This is a genomic window from Peribacillus folii (genome assembly GCF_030271255.1).
Lineage (GTDB): Bacteria > Bacillota > Bacilli > Bacillales > DSM-1321 > Peribacillus.
Window position 1 is genome coordinate 39994 of record NZ_JASJOM010000006.1, and the last position, 17492, is coordinate 57485.

Genomic DNA, 17492 nt, shown 5'->3' on the forward strand with positions numbered 1-17492 from the left:
TATTTTATTTTCGATATAATATTTCTTCATAAACCATATGATATACACTTGATTAACTATAGCTGTATTCTCTTTTAAGTAGTCCAATATTTCCCTATAGTCCGATTCAGAAGGTGAATAATGAAAAAAATTAATCGATTCATTCCGCGTTCTTTTTTATCTAAAACAATTCCTAGAACAAACTCATCTAACCCTCGATTTCTAGTGATTTCATTTGTTTGATAGCTGGTATTCTTATACCTCCTATGAAGTCCGACTTTTCAATTGTAACAATTAACCATCCAAACCGATAGGTATTTTGTTCTATTTTTCATCAAATAATCCCTTTATCAGATATCTTAATTAAATAGGATATAAATGTTATATACACATACCTCCGTAAACAAAATCACACACAATAAAACCCCATCTTTTTTAAAGATGAGGACTTTATATATCTCTATTAGTTTGATTACCGTTCACTGTTAATCTTGTATCAAACTGCGGAAGTAGCATTCCGCTTTTTAAGATTGGTTCATTAATCCTGAGATTGTTTGTTATTGCACGGAAAAACCATGTTTACTAAGGTGATTTAAGAGCATTTTTTTCACATTCATACGTGTAGCTATTTAAGCACGATTTTGCGGATGTATCACTCTTAATGAGTGTTTAAAATATTTCTTTTATTCAGCCTAGCTATCTAGTTATACAAATAGCTAATAAAAGGAGGTAATACTTAGTTATTATTACAACCTGTTTTATAATAACCTTTATTGTTTCGCTTGTACTTTTATTTCCCACATCTTGTTGCATTTATTTTCAACTTCCTACCAACTGTTGGCTTATCTAATTCCTTATCTTTAAATACTTATAACAATAGATATCCATAATGAAAATAATAAGTAGTATTCTAGTTTCTAAAAATAAGGGGGATATTTGACTATACTGCTGAGGTTTCTCCATTTATCCTTGGATTCATGGTTCATATTACAAATCACACGTAAAAATCATGTCTATTGACACTATTGTCCCCCTTTTCACACGGTCATAAAACTTAACATGAATAGGGCCGTAGGATAGTGCAACAATACCTATAATTCGACTCTCACTTGTTTTAGACCACTATCTAATAGTGAAATACTCTCATTCCTGTATTTAGTCAGTCACATAATTTGGAAAAATATGATAAAATAACAAAAAAGGGGGTTTGACAATGCAACGAATATACTCTAAAAAACTTATTTTCGAAAAAGGTGATTCCGCTCCACTGAATGAATTGCGTTTATTGACATTGCAAGAAAGCGATATAGTTCAAAAAATTAGAGAGTATTTCCCCATAAATCAATATGGCAATTTAGACGACCTTCTATTGATTAAAGGAAGTAAAATGTTATTAACAGAACTTGAAAATATTAATAACTTAAGCAAAAAAATGGACATATCTATGCCTTTATCTGATATTGAATATATTGGACTTTCTGATAATAATGAACTTATCCTAAGATTTATATCAGATGACATAACTGCAACAGGCACTTATAAGTTTAAAGAAGATTTTTTAGAGATATTCAAGCTGAGTTCATTTGGTAATTATTGTATCAGGAATGGTCATAGAGATATTCTTCAGGAAAATCTCGCTAAACTATTAACTAGGTTAGGAAAAGAAAAGAAACAATTCCGTCTGCTTTTCCATAATGAAAAGTTCATATTACGTGGTCTTACATCAGAACATTATAACAACTATGATAATAACCTTCTATTATATACTGTCTTTCTTGAACTTCACAAATTCTCAAAAGAAGAAAATGTAAATTTTTATATTGATAAAGCATATATTAGTGACTCAGATATTAATATAAGTTTGGAACAAGAACAAGTTATCCCCCTTGATAATATTGGTAATGTACAGTTAGGAATACAATTAATTAACAATGAAATTCGAGATTCAGCTGTTAGTATACAATTAAGATATAAAGTTTCTGATAATGAAGGTAATGCATTCATTGGTGTTTCAACTCTTAAAGATTCTTTAATAAATTTTAATCATATTGCAAAATTCGATACAGCTATATCAAAAATAAAGAGTATATCGAATCTTAAAGAAGCAGAATTTGAGGTTTTGGAATTTATCAGGAATATACATGATACTCCTGAACTTACTATTAATTCTCTTTATGAAGTTATGAAAAAAGTAGTAAATAGCAAGAAAACTTTTTCTACGGAAACTAGAACTCAAGCTGAAAAAGTTTATAATGATTTAAGAGATAATACGGTTTCACTTATAAAGGCATTCGGAAGAATGGGTGAAATAAGTGATAATGTTGATGAAACTACAATTATTGAAAGAATATTGCATGAGGTACTTTGGGAACAAACTAAAAGTAATAAAGTTATAACTAACTCTAACTTCCAATAATAAAAAAAGTGCAATTTTATCTCTAAAAACCCCATCCTGAAATAGATGGGGTTTAATAATTTCTTGTAGCAACTAAATACAAAAATCCGCTAGCTTTGAAATACATTTATTATTTTTCCTTCTGCTGAATATAATCCTAAGCAATTTTGATTACTTCTATTTCTTGTTGACTTAAATCTTTATCTAATGATTTTTAATTTTCACTTTCGAACCTAACTGGTACTTTTTTTGCATTCTTGATACTTTCAAAATGCTCTTGTGTTAGGTCTTGGTAAACCGTATTCATATTCTTATACCTACATAAATTCTCTCGATAAGTTCACAATCTGCTCTCGGACGTATACTATTTAAGAACAGCCACTCATCTTGTATTATGCCCAACATAAAATAAATAGATTTACCCTATACGCCCTCTTCTATAATATGGTAACACATTTTATTTTACTGACTTCAGTCTACTTGCTCTCATCTGCCTTGAATAATACTTTTCATTCTAAAAAAGAAACCAAAAAAGGATGCTTACACGCATCCTAAGTTTTAAGTATAAAAAATAATAACTTTCCACATATCATCAAATATTATGGATAGATTGTCTAGCTTTCACCATATTAGACTGTGCAGTTTCAAGGTGTAAATGAGCCTTATTTAGATACTGATTCACTAGTTCTGGAGGATGTTCCACAATCTCTCCTTTTTCTAGGAACTCAATTACACCGTTTTTTATCGTCTCATCACGTTTAATATGAAATTCCAAATTTAATAGATATTGCTCTTTTGATGCTTTTATATACTGCTGAACTGGTTTAGGAACTTCATATACATCTGGTAATAATTCTACCCTATCAAAAAGGTTATTTGTCAAAAGGATTCCAGTATCAAAATTTTCAAGAAATGCATCTAACTCCCCCTCAATATCTATGCTTTCCCTTAATTCTTCATTATTGTTGTATGCATCTCCCCATTCATTATATAGTTTTGTCAAATTAATAAAATATTCGTCAACGAGCTTTTCTTGAATATTAATTTTATTCTGTTTTTCCTGTAATTTCTTTTGTCTGTCAATTTCATTAAACCTTTGCTTATCCATTTCCTTAGCTGTTTTAAAAATCATACTGAATAGTCCCATGAAGATTCTCCCTTCTCCTTCAACTACTTCACTAAACGTTTATATTCTTCAAGAACTTGGAAAATCCTTTATACAAGAAATCTTTTTAACACACGTAAGAAATATGTCTATGGACATCGTTTTCAATCTTTTCATTAATAATAAGTATTAAAGATGTTTGTGGGAGCCTAACACTTCCATGAGAAAAACTGGTCAAAAATAATTGTCTTAATCTATTGTCAAAAGATAGATAATAGCACATAATTTGACAAAATATAATAATTGTGATATAATAATATTAATAGGAAGTATTCACTAATAACAGTATTTACAAACTAATCCACGCAACATAAACACGAGTAACAACCCATTTCCAGATTATCAGTTTTATCTATTCTACAATAACAATATTCCAAAAACATAATATACGTGTGAATGTAGTCTATTGACATGATTTAAAGCATCTTAATGCACTTTCACACGACAATATATATTTTAATAGATTGCACGGACAGAAGTGCATATATCTTTTTTTTGAGATAATTTTAAAGTTGGTGAATAGCATCCACCCCATTTAATAAACATCAAAGAGTATGAAGAAGCAACAACCAACACATGTTGAAATGATGTTAAAGGACTGATGTGCGAAGTCAATGATTGTTAATTATGTACCTTTTTACACAAGCACTTTAAAACCTGCTTGTACCTCGTAGGATTTCAAAGTGTTGCGATGCAAAAAGGTACGCCAAAAACATCGCCGTCAACACTTGTTAGATGATAATGGATGATGAGATAAATCACCTCAACATAGCCAAATAAGGGCCTATTTCGCCCTTTGCGTACTTTGGGCGAGGTCTGACGAATGCGTCTGCATTTGACAGAGATGGTAGCAAAGTACATAACCAACAGGATTCAAAGTAATTAAAATAAAGGGCAACAACATCACTTTGTATATATTATATAATTATATTCATAGTGATGTTGTTGCCCTATTAATTAAAACTATAAAAGGAGAACGATATATTTATGACAATTATCACCAAAAAGGAAGCGGTAATGAAGTATGGTAATAAGGAGCAAATTACACACTTTGTAAAGTATAACAAGTTTAAAAGCAAAACAGTTGAAGATGCTGTAATTAAAACAATGGAACAATACTTTGAGTATGTTAAAACAATTAAGAATACTAATGGTCGTGGGCATGTCTATGAACTCGGAGTAGAAAAGGAAGAAAAATCCATTCGCGAAGATGGTCGTATTTCCAATGGTACTTGGAAAATTCCTTACACTAAGAATTTAGATATTGTAGTAGTAAGTCTCCTAGAACAAGGTTTAGAAACTAAAACTGCACAAACACTTGCTAATTGGGCTATTGATTTTGGAGTAATCACAAAGGAATTAAAAGAGGTACTTCAAACTAGGTATCATGAAGGTTTAAGAAAATCACATGTTGAGGATTTGAAGGAAAATAAAATTATTTCCTTTGGCGAGGAAAGAATTATTGATGACTTTGCACAAATTACAAAAGAATTGATAAATCAAATTGCAGGTACATTGAATCGTATGGCAAAGGCAGGAATCATTGAATTTTATCCTATACATAAAGGTCATATTAAAGAAACAGTTGAAAACGTTAATCTTCATGAAGATATACATAAGGAAGTTACAACTTTAAGGCGTAATTTGATGGAAAAATATGATATAGATGATTGGTATATGGGTAAATATAAAAACGCTAAGAAAACAGTTGAGTTTCAGAAGGAATATAGCGAAAAACTTGCACTTGTAAAGGATGAGAACGGTAAAGTGCTTGGACTTGACTATTGCTTTACAGAATATGTAATAATCTTAAAGGCAAGAAAGAAAAAGATTATCAGATATCTGGAAAAATACAACAATGAAGCCATTGAATTATTTAAACAAGATGAGCAGAAGTTTCTAGATGAAAATAAGCAACAATTCCATGACAAACGTAAAGAACGTGTACTTGATGAAGCACAAAAGAACGTGGATAAATTCTTTAAGCCAAGAGAAGTTGAAAATCCTTTAAATGCTGAATTAGGAGGTAAGAAGAAAAAATGTCTGCCAGAGGTTGAAGGGTACACATACGATGCAGAATACTACAAATTGTACTTTGAAGGTTTATATGTTAAACGTATTGTGCAATTACAAGATTACTATGGATACAACGTGTTTACTAATGTTGGAGTAAGCTAATTTAAATAGGAAAAATTACATCGTACAGACGTCAATAAATACAAAGACAACTTTAAAACTAATCGAGAAAAGAAGAAATAACATAATACATATATAGGCGTTGCAGTCATTTCATTAACGAGCGATAGAGGTAGATAGCATCAAAACCATCAAAACCCTTTCTTAATGTGAAAGGGTTTTGATGTTCCATTTTTAGAACATCTAGGAAGGAGCGGGGAAACGGAGTTTCAACCTCAAGTGAATAAAACTCTAATACTCTTATCTGTTCAAATTGCATTCCGAGTGTAGGGGTGGAAGTGCTACTCATTGAATCTGAAGACAAAACCATGGTTTTGGTGATAAGTACCCCACCAAGAAGTCTTAACATGATTTGAGAGAGACTTTCCTTATCGACAGCCACGATTACGTTAACCATAGAGATTTCTTACATTAAGATTTTATTTTTTGACTTTCCGATATTCATTAACGGACTTGGCGAGGTAGCCTTGTCCAATAGTTGTTGATTGTTCATGGATGATAAATATCTTTGTGTAGTTGATATATCAGAATGACCAAGAAGTAAACTTAGCGAGTGCAAGTCTATCTTTCTACTAAGAAGGCTCTGAACGCTATAAAAGTGTCTAAATGTATGTGGAGATACTCTCTTATCTTCTATTCCTGCACGCTTCCCAGCTTGCTTTATGACTTTATACAATGGCTTTCTAACAAAAAAGAGCAGCCACTATGACTGCCCTATTTTATATCTATAAATTATATTGTCGCTAGCTAAACTAGAATCATTTCCCTAATGTCACTTAATTAAGTGAAAAATTTGGATTTTTTTTAAGTTCTACTATTTCCAATAACAAAGCATCTTTTTCTTCTTCTAATTCACTTACCCTAAAATTATATTTCTCTTCTATTGAAGTTACTTCATCGACATATAATTCTTTAATTTTTTTTCCCATTTTTTCAATTAAGCCTACTACTAAAGCATTTCCCATACAAAAATACCTTGCTTTGTCAGGCATTCCCTCTGTCCAATTTGCAGGGAAATCATTAATCAGTTCACATTCAACAGGAGTCAAAATTCTTAATCTGTTTGTATCTAGGTCTCTAACTATATGTGTACTTCTGTTTTTAGTACCTTCACTAGTTAGCATTGTTCTTGCAGGGCTACTCAAATCATCTGGAAAATTCATCCCACCTTCAGCATACGTATATACATGGCCCGTATTAGAAGTTCGTGGAACTTTCTTTGGACCTTTCATGTATTCATACATTTCAAGCGTTGTTTTCCCGTTTTTACCAACTTCTTCTTCATTCAAATAATATTTCTCATCTACAGTTTGATACTGCCTTGCTTCCTCTAATACAGTACCTAAAGTTTTTGCTGGTACCATTTCTGGAATTATTTGCTCAGTATAATATTTGCCTTTTTTCATAACTCCAGCATTCATGAAATTGGCACTATAATTATCAGATATATCAACAATATCCAAAGGTAAAACTTCACTAGAAGCAGGATGTTTAATTGATGTACCTTTAATGGGAAATTCAGATACAAAAAATCCCTCGTCATGAAGTATTTCTAATGATGAATAGTTTTCAAGTTTCCTAGCATAATTAGAGACTTCTCTGTAAGCGAATATAAATACTCTTCTACGTTTTTGTGCAAAACCATAATCAGCTGCATTTATAACTCTCCATTCCACTGTATAACCAGCATCTCTAAAACTAGCTAGCATGATTGCGAAATCTCTTCCTCGTTGTTTTGCTGGAGACTTCAAAAGTCTGTCTACATTTTCCAAAAGTACAAATGTTGGGTTTCTCAAATTAACTATGTCCATTATTTCCCAAAAGAGAACCCCTTTTTTTCCTTCTATTCCCGTTTCACCTGATATAGACCTAGCTACTGAATAGTCTTGGCACGGGAATCCCCCAACCAATAAATCATGGTTTGGGACTGTATTTTTTACCTTTGCTATATCTTCATTTGAATGAGTACCAGATTTAAATCGCTCTGCATAACAATCAAAAGCATATTGAACTTTTTTTGAAGGTTCCCACTGGTTACCCCAAACAATATTAAAACCTTCGTTTCTTTCTAGACCGAGTCTAAAACCGCCTACTCCGGCAAATAATTCTACTACATCTATCATATATATTGTACTTCCTTTCATTGTCGGAACATGTATTCTAATTATAATGTATTTTTACAATTAAATTAAGTAATTGAGGCTAACATCTATATGTTATTATTTACAAGAAGGGAGATAAGCTATGAAAATAAGATTACATTCACACAGAAATGCTCTTGCTATTCTCCAAAATGAACCAGAATACTAAGAAGGTTGGGCTGAGATACACCACATCCTAAACAACCCAAATGATGATAGAATTATTTTATTATAAGAAAAAAAACAAGAGTCTTTCAACAAGTATAAATAAATTATTGAAAGATGATTTTAGCACTTTTGGTTGGCATACGGAAAGTGCAATTTTTAAGAACCTCAATATCAGGATATAAAAGGTTACTATTGGAGACTAGATATGGCTAAAGACAATATATCAATCGAGGTTACTTTTAATTACTCTACTGTTATTTCATGGGCATGGAACCTTTTAAAACCAGTACTACAAGTGAGCATAACCGTATTCAGAAAGCAATTCAAACAAAACTTGGTGTTATTATTTGTGCTACTCATGTTTTGAGTCAAGTGTAGTAACACGTGGCTACTTCTGTCTTCTTGATTTGTTTAGTATTTTAAATTACTGAGCGGGTTGAATTTTTCATTCTGTTCCCTTAATGCAGTACCCCAAATAGCAAGGTACTTCTCTGTCATCTTTAGATTGCTGTGACGCAACATTTTTTGAAGCGTAAATACGTCGCCGCCATTCATTAAGAACCTGTGTGCAAATGTGTGTCTAAAAGTGTGGGCTGATAATCTAACATCTTTGAAATTCATTATTTTCTTCAAACGTTTAAAGACATTCTTAACTGCATCTGTTGTCATAGGTTTGTTTTCCCTGTTTATAAAAACATTCTCAGAAGGTTCTGGAAAGTGTTGCTGACAAAACACCTTGTATTCTGCAAGTTCCTTCACCAACTTATCTGTAATTGGAATACTTGCTTGCGTTCGATTTTTACCAAAAACTATGATTGTGCCTGTAACCAAGTCAACCTCTTTCCATTTAAGATTACATAACTCACCTAAACGCATTCCACTACCAAGCAAGGTAAGAATTAGAGTGTAATCTCTATAGGCGTAAAACGAGTGTTCCCTGCCTTTTAATCTTCTGTAATAGTTCAACATCTGTTTAATGTGATTGTCACTAAAAACATCGATTTTAGTGTCCGTCTTAGCCTTCTCAATCTTAGACAATGGATTTCTTTTCTCCACAATTATGTCACTTTCAACCATGAAATTGAAGAATGCTTTTAGGTTCTTAATTTTCGTGTTTACTGTTACTGGGTTATTCTTTTTTAGTTTCATACAGTAAAGGAAATAAGACTTAACTATATTTGCAGTTACATCTTCCACATTAAGGATTTCCTTATCAACACAAAATCCTTGAAACTCATTTAACTGAATCATATAATTTTTAATTGTTTGTTCAGACAGGTTTTTGAACTCCCTGTCATCTTTAAAATCTTGAATAGCAAATTTCAACAACATAAAAAGACCACTTCCTTCTCGTTTTCCATAAGAAGGTTAGTGGTCTTAAATGTAAGAATAGGGTCTGGTAACGACCACTTTCTTACTCAGGTTGTATAATACTTGCAAAACCCTTGATACGCCTCAGTTGATGACCTGTGAGGGATTCGAACCCACGACCCCTTCCCTGTCAAGGAAGTGCTCTCCCACTGAGCTAACAAGTCGTATGTATGAGCTTGCGTGTGAATTACTTAAGTACATAATTTATTATAAGTTTTTTTGGCGAAAAGTCAACGCATTATATTAAAAAAGTTTTAATTTTATTTCATTTTTTGCAAAAGCGAACAATTGTTCCTTTTTCACTTGCATAAAAAACGTACGTTCGCATATAATGTTAACAACCAAGTAAGTTAGCAAAGGGGCGATCGGGAATGAAATATATACTTCGCAAGCATATGGAAGAAAAGGTTCCTCTGGAAATCATTTACCTCTCGGAGCAAGGAAAGATTACGCAGCGGAAAATCCAGGTGCTTGAGGTATATCCAGGCCATATCCATGCTTTCTGTTTTCTGAGGCAGACGAAACGGACGTTTAAAATGAATAATATCCTTTCTGCCCGCCTCATCAAGGCAAAATATGATCGTTCCGGGTGAGTCAGCCATGCTCACTAGACTATCAACCGATTAACTCTTCTTCCTCCTGGATGTCCTTTTCCCGTTCTGTCAATGATTCTTCCTCATCCCTCAGGCGATGGGCCAATCTTGAGGCGGCACTCGCGGCTATGCTTGCCACGATATCATCCAGGAAGGTATGGACGACCCCTTCCTGCTTCTTATCAAGCTCGTGGATGACGCCAATTTTATTTTTATCCAGATGGCCGAAGGTCGTGACAGCAATGCTTCCATATCCAAGGACTGCACCGAAGGCGATGGTTTCATCGACTCCGAACAAGCCTTCATCGGATTCGACGATGGATTGGAGAGGTTCGGAGAGCTTTTTTTGCTCTGCCAGTTTATCAAGCTCCACACCGACAAGTATGGCATGCTGAATTTCCCTTTTCAGCAGAACACGCTCGACGCTGCGGATGCATTCCTCCAATTTCAGGTCAGCCTTGTATGGGATCTGCAGTTGGTAAACGATTTTTGCGATATCCTCCACACTGACTCCGCGCTCCAACAAAAGCCGCTTAGCCGCTTTTGTTACTTCCCTGCTGTGTACGTGTACTTCTGCCATTTAATTCGCCACCTTTTTTATAGTATGATGGATATATATCCTTGTATTATACCATTAAATTTTCTAAATTTTTAGAAAATACAACGAAAATTTTCTATTCCAAATTCTTGGGACAGGAAAAACTCGCAAGGCTATGCTAAAATATTTAAGTAATAAATATTTCATTATAAATGATCATCGAGGTGCGGGAAATGAGTTTACGCAAAGGTACAATTAAAGAGTATATGTTCAAAAGTGAAGCACTGGCGGAGGATTTGGAGCTGCTTGTTTACTTGCCTGCTAATTATTCTCCATTGTACAAGTATTCGCTTGTTATTGCTCAGGACGGGCGTGATTATTTTCAGATGGGCCGAATCGGTCGCGTAGTGGATGAACTGCTGGGTAATGAAGAAATCGAGAATATAATCGTTGTAGGCATTCCCTATAAAGATCGTTTTGACCGCAAAAGCAAGTATCATCCAGATGGGGAACAACACCTTGCATACATACGTTTCCTTGCCCATGAACTTGTCCCGTTTCTGGATGAAGAATTTCCGACCTATCAAATGGGACATGGCCGCGCCCTGATAGGCGACTCTCTTGGCGGAACCGTTTCATTATTGGCCGCCCTGAAGTATCCGCACACATTCGGGAAGTGCATCATGCAGTCGCCACTTACCAATGAAGCAGTGATGGATGCTGTACGTAATTTTGAGGATCCTCATCTCCTGGAACTTTACCATGTAATCGGGACTGATGAAACCGACGTACCAACCACTGATGGGGATCGGGCAAATTTCATAGAGCCCAACAGGAAATTGCATCAATTATTGAACCAAAAAGGATTTCCGTGCTTCTATGAAGAATTTGAAGGTAATCATACCTGGAAATATTGGCAGGCAGATTTAAAAAGAGCACTACTGGAAATGTTCTGACCTATAAAAAGGTTTCTCCACAACAGATCCAGCCACCATACAACCATTATAAATTTCAGGAGGTTTTATTTATGAAATACGGTGTTGCCATTTTCCCTACGAAGAAACTTCAAGATTTAGCTAACTCCTATCGAAAGAGATATGATACGAAGTATGCGTTCATTCCACCGCACCTGACTCTTAAGTCAACGTTTGAAGCGACGGATATGGAAATTTCGGCGATTGCTGACCAAATAAAAGCCGTTGCCCAAAAGTGCAGGCCTTTTACGATGAATGTGACGAAAGCTAAGTCCTTCCAACCGGTAAGCAATACGATCTATTTCAAGGTGGAGCTATCCGAAGGGCTGCAGGAGCTGCATGATGCGCTGAATGGTGAAGGCTTCATAAAAAGTGAAAATGATTATGCTTTCGTGCCGCACATCACCATCGCCCAAGATTTATCGGATAATGAGCATTCCGATGTTTTAGGTCAGCTAAGCATGCTTGATGTCAGCCATGAAGAAGAAGTTAAGCGGATTCATCTGTTGTATCAGCTAGAGGACGGTGCCTGGACGGTATACGAAACATTTAGGTTAGGAGCTGAATAAATTCGTGTTTGTAAAAATTGCCGAAAACAGCCAAGAGCGTGAAGAAGCCTATATGATTCGAAGGCAAGTATTCGTTTTGGAACAAAATGTACCGATGGAAGAAGAAATCGATCAATACGAAGACGTTTCCACACATTTCGTCTTATATAATGAGCAGGAACAGCCCGTCGGTGCAGGCCGTTTCCGGGTCATCGACAATATCGGTAAGGTCCAGCGCATTTGTGTCCTGGCAGCTGGCCGTAAAAATGGTGCCGGGGCCATGATCATGAATGCAATCGAGGAATACGCCATCCAGCAGGAAATCCCTCAGTTGAAGCTTGATGCTCAGGTTCATGCCATTCCGTTTTATTCTAAATTAGGATATGAAATCGCGTCCGATGAATTCATGGATGCGGGCATTCCTCATAAAACGATGATTAAAACTTTATCATGACTTAAAAACGCTGTCTCTTCCGTCTTCTGATGGGACAGCGTTTTTTCGTTCGTTCACGCCCGCCGCTTATCGTTTTATAAAAAACCCTTTCCGTTCAATGGCAATATTCTCATAAATACATAGTCTATATATAGAAAGCAAGAAGGAGGGATAATTTTATGGGTAACAATGAATTTAACCTGGAGGAGTCGCAAAAAAGATTAATGGAGTTGTTGGTTTCAAGAACAATGAGAAAACATGGTTTCAAAAAGGAGCATGTCGATCTTACTGAAAAAGAGAGAAACAACCTGAGGGAAACCATTCGCTATTTACAGGAGCAATCACAAATCCTCATAAACCAGGGAAAAAACATCACGGAACATGATGTTAATCCAATTACGAATTCCATTCATAATAAATTCACGGATCCCAAAGATAAATGATTCACCATATCAGCCAAACAACCTTACTTGCTGGCGAAAATTGAATGAACCAAGACATAGCAGCACTTCCATTCCAATCCTGAAACTCCAGCTTCTTTATCATTCATCCCCACACATCGATCCTTTTCAAAAGTATTTAAAAAAATAGACGAATGAATTGATTTATTCGTCCAACCAGAATAATCATCGAAGCATATTTTAATAGGGAATAAAACCTAAGGAGGAAAAAACGACATGAACCAAAATGTATACCGTAGCAACTGTAACACACATGAAAGCTGTGACAGAACTTGGTCAGCTCTGGACTCCGCTTCTAACCATCCCCTGACAGGATTCTGTAACGGCAACAATGACACACGGATTGACCAAGAGGCTAGACAGGATAATTCCCAGGTTCAGCTTTCTGAGGAACTTATTTACATTAAAGATTCTTGTAATGTGAATATCACTTCTACTGATGTTAAAGCTGCTCTTTCTCTTCAAGCTGCTCTTCAAGCTGCAATTGCGGTCATCGTAAGCATTTCCATTGCAGATGCTGATAATGCTGAAAGAATCACTCAAGAATTAATCCAATCCTCTAATGTCAAACAAATTACGCGTCAAAAAACAATTGTTGAGAATAGCCGGGATATCGACATTACGACAACTGATGCACAAATCGCTCTAAACATCCAACTATTGCTGCAACTATTGTTAGCTTTAATCGTTGAAATAGACATCCTCTAAGAAATCAACACAAAAAGGACACTCACGTGTCCTCTTTTGTATTTCGGGGCATTTTTATGCCATTTCGTTGAAAAGCACTCCCTTTCCCGTCATTGCAGCAGTCAGTTGGTCACTGGCCCTCATGGCCATTCGCATTTTATGCGTGTCTGATCCAGTTGCCCTTTCCCGGGTACGTTGATGAATCTTATCAAATTCATCAAAACTCCCCATCTTCTCTTCCAATACTTGATCGAAACGGATAGGTTGAATGGGTGTCGTTCCTTTAACAATTCTTACTTTCCCAGCAGCTTCGACCGTCCTGTTGGCATATTGAATATAATCGAATTGTGTTACCGGCGCTATGTATCCCATGTTTACCCCACCTTTTTTATGTTCGTATGCTTCCATTTAATACCCGCACAGGAATATAGGTAAACACCATTTCCGCATTCTTTTTTCTTCATCTTCTGGTATGATGGGTATTGCCGATATTTTTAATAGATTAGAGGGATCCATTTATATGAATCAAGCAAAATCTGGCAATGAAATTGTGCATATACATACCGTTTCAGCTGGTGCGCTGCAGACACTATTTGAAAAAGGGAAACGTGATCAGCTTTCCTGTGTGGTTTGTCAAAAGCCAGTGAAATTATATATTGGTATCCATGAAACTCCCTATTTTCATCATAGTGACCCCACGCAGGCACCCTGTGCTATGCCGCATTCCGAGCCATTGAATCAGGACACGCCACTGGAATATATGGAACAGGGTGGCTTTAAGATTCCCAAGTCTAGAACCATTACTGAAAGCAAACCCATTACGGAGCCTTTCCTTAAAAGCCGACAGGTAACGGGAAATCCGCAATATACAGACAAACACACCTCCTTGATACAATTGGAGGAGCCTTACTTGCAGGAGTTATCCTCTTGCGGGGTCGTGCTTGATGCAGAGCAGCTGAAAGCAGTAAAGACGATCGATGGGCCGGTTCTCGTCCTATCCGGGGCAGGCAGCGGCAAAACCCGGGTATTAACGGTCCGCACTGCCTATATGCTTATGGTGAATAAAATTGATCCGAGAAGCATCATGCTCGTAACCTTCACCGCAAAATCAGCTAAGGAAATGCAGCAGCGCCTGCTCGGTTATCCTGGTATGACCCCTTCCCTCGTTTCCCAAATTGTGAGCGGGACCTTTCATAGCATTTTTTATAAAATCCTGATCTTTCACGAACCGTCAAAATGGCAGCGCGATTTGCTGTTGAAATGGGAATGGGAAAAAGAAAAGATCCTAAAACAAGCCGGCCGGGAATTGGAACTTGATGATAAGGAATTTGCCTATGACCAAGCACTCCAGCAAATCGGACTCTGGAAAAACTCATTGGCTTTCCCCGAAGATATCCAACCTGATGACGAGTGGGAGAAATCCTGTTTATTCTTATACAAGAAATATGAAGAGTATAAAAAGCAAACAGGAAAATATGATTTTGATGATATGCTTGTCGGCTGCTATGTTTTCTTAAAAAATCATCCTGATCTTTTAAAGAAATACCAACAAAGGTTTCAATATTTTTTGGTTGATGAATTTCAGGATATCAATAAAGTTCAATACGAATTGATCAACCTCCTTTCTTATGAATCAAAAAATGTCTGTGCGGTTGGTGATGATGATCAAGCGATTTATTCATTCAGGGGAAGCGATCCTAAATACATCTTGAATTTCAATCATGACTTCCCTCAAGCACAAGTCGTCAAGCTAACCGAAAATTACCGTTCTACTCATGAAATCGTCGCTACTGCAAATCGATTGATCAAGCGCAATCAAAATCGGATGGAAAAGAAAATGCGGGCCCAGCATGATTCAGGAAATCCGCCTGTATTATTTTATCCATATGATGAGGAATTGGAAGCAACGATGATCGTAGCCGATATTCAAGAAAAAATCTCCAAAGGAGCCAATCCCGGGGACTTTGCCATATTATACAGAACACACACAATGTCCAGGGCCATATTTGAGAGGCTGGCCGCTTCCAACCTGCCATTTGTAATTGAGAAAGACGCAGATTCCTTTTATCAGCGCAGGGTCATTCGCGGCATGCTCGCCTTCATGCGCTTAAGTTTGTATCCTCATGACAGCAAGGCTGCTGCGGATGTTCTTTCTTCATTATTTTTAAGGCAAAGCATTTTGCAGGAATTGAAAGCACAAACCATATTGCAGGACTGTGATTTCATCGAAGCATTCGCCTACATCAAGACTGGTCATGCTTTTCAGGAAAAAAAATTAAAGACGATCCCCGGGCAGATCCGCTCTTTGAGGAACATGTCGCCGCTGGTCGCATTGGAAATCATCGAGAAAGACCTGGGATACCAGGATTATGTAAAGAAACGCGGGAACGAAGCCAATTTGGAAAAAGGCTCCGATGACATCCGCGACCTGAAGGTAGCAGCCAACCGTTTTCCTAACGTTGCCGCTTTCCTTGATCATGTCGATCATATGACGGCCATGGTCCAAGAGATAAAGCAGCTTTCGAAGCATTTTAAGGATGCCATACAGCTTACCACCATACACCGTTCCAAGGGACTTGAATACGAAACCGTCTATGTACTTGCTGCAGTCGACGGCAGCCTTCCGCATGATTTTGCGCTCGAATCCTATCGAAAAGGTGAACTTGCACCTCTAGAAGAGGAACGACGATTGCTTTATGTTGCGGCAACAAGGGCTAAAAGTAATCTTTACCTTTCGATCCTGCAAACAAGACGCGGACGCACCGCTCACCCATCACGCTTCCTTAAGCTTTGATTTGGCGCTATTGCAGATCATATGGAAAAGGCCTGCAGCTAGAGCAGGCCTTGGTTCAAATTATTTTTTATTTATCATATTGGAAATCGTCCCAAAATCGAGTTTATTCCCTTCAGCTACGATGGAATGGACGATTTTATCTTCCGTTTCCTTATTGACCGGTTTGTTCGCTATTTTTGATACGCGTTTAATGACATTTCTGACAGTAGTTTCATCTTTGAAATTGGCTCCTTGAAGAGAGTTTGCCAATTCCAATACATCTTTCATATTCACGCCCGTTTTACCTTCTATGTTTTTAAAAAAGTTATTATCCATACCTAAGCCCCTCCCTTTTCTGTACCTATCCTATGGCTTAAACAGAAAAATGGTGCAAGGCCGATAAATAAAAATAAATGGAATAGGCTTCTCTGCCTATTCCATTTACTTTAGCAGAAAGAAGCCCCTACAATGATCAATAGGATGAACAACACAACGATAATCGCGAAAGTAGAACCGCCACCGCCGTAGCCTCCGCCATAGCTGCCTCCATACCCATAACCGCTGTTGCCGCAGCAACCGTAGCCACCGAAACCAAACATACATATCACCTCGCTTTCGCTAAAAGCTTACTGATAACATATGTCAGGCTGGACAAATATGTATAGGCCATGTCCTAGTCCAGGCTGCCTATTTCCGCCGATCCCTATCCTTTTGGCCTGAAAACCAAAGCCCCGATGAACCCAAAGATAATGGCTGCCGAGATACCCGAGCTCGTAATTTCGAACATGCCAGTCAGCACGCCAACTATACCATGTTTTTCCGATTCCATCATGGCACCATTCACTAGCGAGTTCCCAAATGAGACGATTGGTATCGTTGCTCCTGCACCGGCAAAGTCAACAAGCGGTTCATATAAATCAAAACCGCCAAGTACCGCGCCTATCACAACGAACAAGCTTAACGTATGTGCTGGTGTCAGCTTAGCAACATCGAAAAGAAGCTGGCCGACTACACAAATCAAGCCGCCGATGACAAAGGCCCAAAAAAACATTGCTAACATCCAAATCTCT

At 36.7% G+C, this 17492-nt stretch carries 19 protein-coding genes and 1 tRNA gene; 9 read left to right on the forward strand and 11 right to left on the reverse strand.

What is annotated here, in order from left to right; genetic code table 11:
• Positions 1 to 1192 precede the first annotated feature (1192 nt).
• Positions 1193 to 2395: a hypothetical protein gene (locus tag QNI08_RS11280; protein WP_285767541.1), complete on the forward strand. Its 1203-nt coding sequence runs from the start codon at positions 1193 to 1195 to the stop codon at positions 2393 to 2395.
• A 571-nt stretch (positions 2396 to 2966) separates the two neighbouring features.
• Here the strand turns inward: QNI08_RS11280 and QNI08_RS11285 are convergent.
• Entirely contained in the window at positions 2967 to 3521 is a 555-nt protein-coding gene (locus tag QNI08_RS11285) for a hypothetical protein (RefSeq protein ID WP_285767542.1), read from the reverse strand.
• Between the two features lie 1005 nt (positions 3522 to 4526).
• Here QNI08_RS11285 and QNI08_RS11290 point away from each other — a divergent pair.
• A complete protein-coding gene (locus QNI08_RS11290; protein WP_285767543.1) occupies positions 4527 to 5717 on the forward strand; it encodes a hypothetical protein in 1191 nt (396 codons plus the stop codon).
• Between the two features lie 106 nt (positions 5718 to 5823).
• Here the strand turns inward: QNI08_RS11290 and QNI08_RS11295 are convergent, their stop codons facing one another.
• The 5 genes from QNI08_RS11295 to QNI08_RS11315 form a co-directional block, all read right to left on the reverse strand.
• On the reverse strand, positions 5824 to 6117 hold the full coding sequence (locus QNI08_RS11295; RefSeq protein WP_285767544.1) for a hypothetical protein: 294 nt from the start codon (positions 6115 to 6117) through the stop codon (positions 5824 to 5826).
• Positions 6118 to 6141: 24 nt separating this feature from the next.
• Positions 6142 to 6411, reverse strand: a complete 270-nt coding sequence (locus tag QNI08_RS11300; RefSeq protein WP_285767545.1) for a tyrosine-type recombinase/integrase — start codon at positions 6409 to 6411, stop codon at positions 6142 to 6144.
• Positions 6412 to 6511: 100 nt separating this feature from the next.
• Complete coding sequence (gene dcm / locus QNI08_RS11305; protein ID WP_285767546.1) at positions 6512 to 7858, reverse strand: DNA (cytosine-5-)-methyltransferase; 1347 nt, start codon at positions 7856 to 7858, stop codon at positions 6512 to 6514.
• Positions 7859 to 8455: 597 nt separating this feature from the next.
• Positions 8456 to 9376, reverse strand: a complete 921-nt coding sequence (locus tag QNI08_RS11310; RefSeq protein WP_285767547.1) for a tyrosine-type recombinase/integrase — start codon at positions 9374 to 9376, stop codon at positions 8456 to 8458.
• 131 nt (positions 9377 to 9507) lie between these two features.
• Positions 9508 to 9579, reverse strand: a tRNA-Val gene (locus QNI08_RS11315).
• A gap of 207 nt (positions 9580 to 9786) precedes the next feature.
• Here QNI08_RS11315 and QNI08_RS11320 point away from each other — a divergent pair.
• Positions 9787 to 10008: a hypothetical protein gene (locus QNI08_RS11320; RefSeq protein ID WP_285767548.1), complete on the forward strand. Its 222-nt coding sequence runs from the start codon at positions 9787 to 9789 to the stop codon at positions 10006 to 10008.
• Between the two features lie 22 nt (positions 10009 to 10030).
• Here the strand turns inward: QNI08_RS11320 and QNI08_RS11325 are convergent, their stop codons facing one another.
• The gene (locus QNI08_RS11325) at positions 10031 to 10588 is read right to left on the reverse strand and encodes a phosphatidylglycerophosphatase A family protein (RefSeq protein WP_285767549.1); all 558 of its coding nucleotides are present in this window, start codon (positions 10586 to 10588) and stop codon (positions 10031 to 10033) included.
• A 191-nt stretch (positions 10589 to 10779) separates the two neighbouring features.
• Between QNI08_RS11325 and QNI08_RS11330 the strand changes: the two genes are divergently transcribed.
• From QNI08_RS11330 to QNI08_RS11350, 5 genes are all read left to right on the forward strand, one after another.
• Positions 10780 to 11502, forward strand: coding sequence for an alpha/beta hydrolase (locus QNI08_RS11330; protein ID WP_285767550.1), 723 nt, complete (start codon positions 10780 to 10782; stop codon positions 11500 to 11502).
• A 71-nt stretch (positions 11503 to 11573) separates the two neighbouring features.
• Positions 11574 to 12089: a YjcG family protein gene (locus QNI08_RS11335; RefSeq protein WP_285767551.1), complete on the forward strand. Its 516-nt coding sequence runs from the start codon at positions 11574 to 11576 to the stop codon at positions 12087 to 12089.
• A gap of 4 nt (positions 12090 to 12093) precedes the next feature.
• Complete coding sequence (locus tag QNI08_RS11340) at positions 12094 to 12522, forward strand: GNAT family N-acetyltransferase (protein ID WP_285767552.1); 429 nt, start codon at positions 12094 to 12096, stop codon at positions 12520 to 12522.
• A gap of 158 nt (positions 12523 to 12680) precedes the next feature.
• Entirely contained in the window at positions 12681 to 12944 is a 264-nt protein-coding gene (locus QNI08_RS11345) for a hypothetical protein (protein ID WP_285767553.1), read from the forward strand.
• A gap of 234 nt (positions 12945 to 13178) precedes the next feature.
• The gene (locus tag QNI08_RS11350; protein ID WP_285767554.1) at positions 13179 to 13670 is read left to right on the forward strand and encodes a spore coat protein; all 492 of its coding nucleotides are present in this window, start codon (positions 13179 to 13181) and stop codon (positions 13668 to 13670) included.
• A 54-nt stretch (positions 13671 to 13724) separates the two neighbouring features.
• Here QNI08_RS11350 and QNI08_RS11355 read toward each other — a convergent pair whose 3' ends face one another.
• A complete protein-coding gene (locus QNI08_RS11355; protein ID WP_285767555.1) occupies positions 13725 to 14021 on the reverse strand; it encodes a hypothetical protein in 297 nt (98 codons plus the stop codon).
• 148 nt (positions 14022 to 14169) lie between these two features.
• Here QNI08_RS11355 and QNI08_RS11360 point away from each other — a divergent pair, with 148 nt between their 5' ends.
• Complete coding sequence (locus tag QNI08_RS11360) at positions 14170 to 16443, forward strand: ATP-dependent helicase (RefSeq protein WP_285767556.1); 2274 nt, start codon at positions 14170 to 14172, stop codon at positions 16441 to 16443.
• A gap of 60 nt (positions 16444 to 16503) precedes the next feature.
• Here QNI08_RS11360 and spoVIF read toward each other — a convergent pair whose 3' ends face one another.
• From spoVIF to spoVAE, 3 genes are all read right to left on the reverse strand, one after another.
• Positions 16504 to 16758: a sporulation-specific transcription regulator SpoVIF gene (spoVIF, locus tag QNI08_RS11365; protein ID WP_034314458.1), complete on the reverse strand. Its 255-nt coding sequence runs from the start codon at positions 16756 to 16758 to the stop codon at positions 16504 to 16506.
• Between the two features lie 110 nt (positions 16759 to 16868).
• Positions 16869 to 17021: a YjcZ family sporulation protein gene (locus QNI08_RS11370; protein WP_081092502.1), complete on the reverse strand. Its 153-nt coding sequence runs from the start codon at positions 17019 to 17021 to the stop codon at positions 16869 to 16871.
• Between the two features lie 104 nt (positions 17022 to 17125).
• Positions 17126 to 17482, reverse strand: a complete 357-nt coding sequence (gene spoVAE, locus QNI08_RS11375) for a stage V sporulation protein AE (protein ID WP_061143410.1) — start codon at positions 17480 to 17482, stop codon at positions 17126 to 17128.
• Positions 17483 to 17492 lie beyond the last annotated feature (10 nt).

What these genes read in the sequence shown, in the direction of transcription:
- QNI08_RS11280 (WP_285767541.1), top strand. Translation starts at nt 1,193, where the DNA reads ATGCAACGAATATACTCTAAAAAACTTATTTTCGAAAAAGGTGATTCC.
- QNI08_RS11285 (WP_285767542.1), bottom strand. Translation starts at nt 3,521, where the DNA reads ATGGGACTATTCAGTATGATTTTTAAAACAGCTAAGGAAATGGATAAG.
- QNI08_RS11290 (WP_285767543.1), top strand. Translation starts at nt 4,527, where the DNA reads ATGACAATTATCACCAAAAAGGAAGCGGTAATGAAGTATGGTAATAAG.
- dcm (WP_285767546.1), bottom strand. Translation starts at nt 7,858, where the DNA reads ATGATAGATGTAGTAGAATTATTTGCCGGAGTAGGCGGTTTTAGACTC.
- QNI08_RS11310 (WP_285767547.1), bottom strand. Translation starts at nt 9,376, where the DNA reads ATGTTGTTGAAATTTGCTATTCAAGATTTTAAAGATGACAGGGAGTTC.
- QNI08_RS11320 (WP_285767548.1), top strand. Translation starts at nt 9,787, where the DNA reads ATGAAATATATACTTCGCAAGCATATGGAAGAAAAGGTTCCTCTGGAA.
- QNI08_RS11325 (WP_285767549.1), bottom strand. Translation starts at nt 10,588, where the DNA reads ATGGCAGAAGTACACGTACACAGCAGGGAAGTAACAAAAGCGGCTAAG.
- QNI08_RS11330 (WP_285767550.1), top strand. Translation starts at nt 10,780, where the DNA reads ATGAGTTTACGCAAAGGTACAATTAAAGAGTATATGTTCAAAAGTGAA.
- QNI08_RS11335 (WP_285767551.1), top strand. Translation starts at nt 11,574, where the DNA reads ATGAAATACGGTGTTGCCATTTTCCCTACGAAGAAACTTCAAGATTTA.
- QNI08_RS11345 (WP_285767553.1), top strand. Translation starts at nt 12,681, where the DNA reads ATGGGTAACAATGAATTTAACCTGGAGGAGTCGCAAAAAAGATTAATG.
- QNI08_RS11350 (WP_285767554.1), top strand. Translation starts at nt 13,179, where the DNA reads ATGAACCAAAATGTATACCGTAGCAACTGTAACACACATGAAAGCTGT.
- QNI08_RS11355 (WP_285767555.1), bottom strand. Translation starts at nt 14,021, where the DNA reads ATGGGATACATAGCGCCGGTAACACAATTCGATTATATTCAATATGCC.
- QNI08_RS11360 (WP_285767556.1), top strand. Translation starts at nt 14,170, where the DNA reads ATGAATCAAGCAAAATCTGGCAATGAAATTGTGCATATACATACCGTT.
- spoVIF (WP_034314458.1), bottom strand. Translation starts at nt 16,758, where the DNA reads ATGGATAATAACTTTTTTAAAAACATAGAAGGTAAAACGGGCGTGAAT.
- QNI08_RS11370 (WP_081092502.1), bottom strand. Translation starts at nt 17,021, where the DNA reads ATGTTTGGTTTCGGTGGCTACGGTTGCTGCGGCAACAGCGGTTATGGG.
- spoVAE (WP_061143410.1), bottom strand. Translation starts at nt 17,482, where the DNA reads ATGTTAGCAATGTTTTTTTGGGCCTTTGTCATCGGCGGCTTGATTTGT.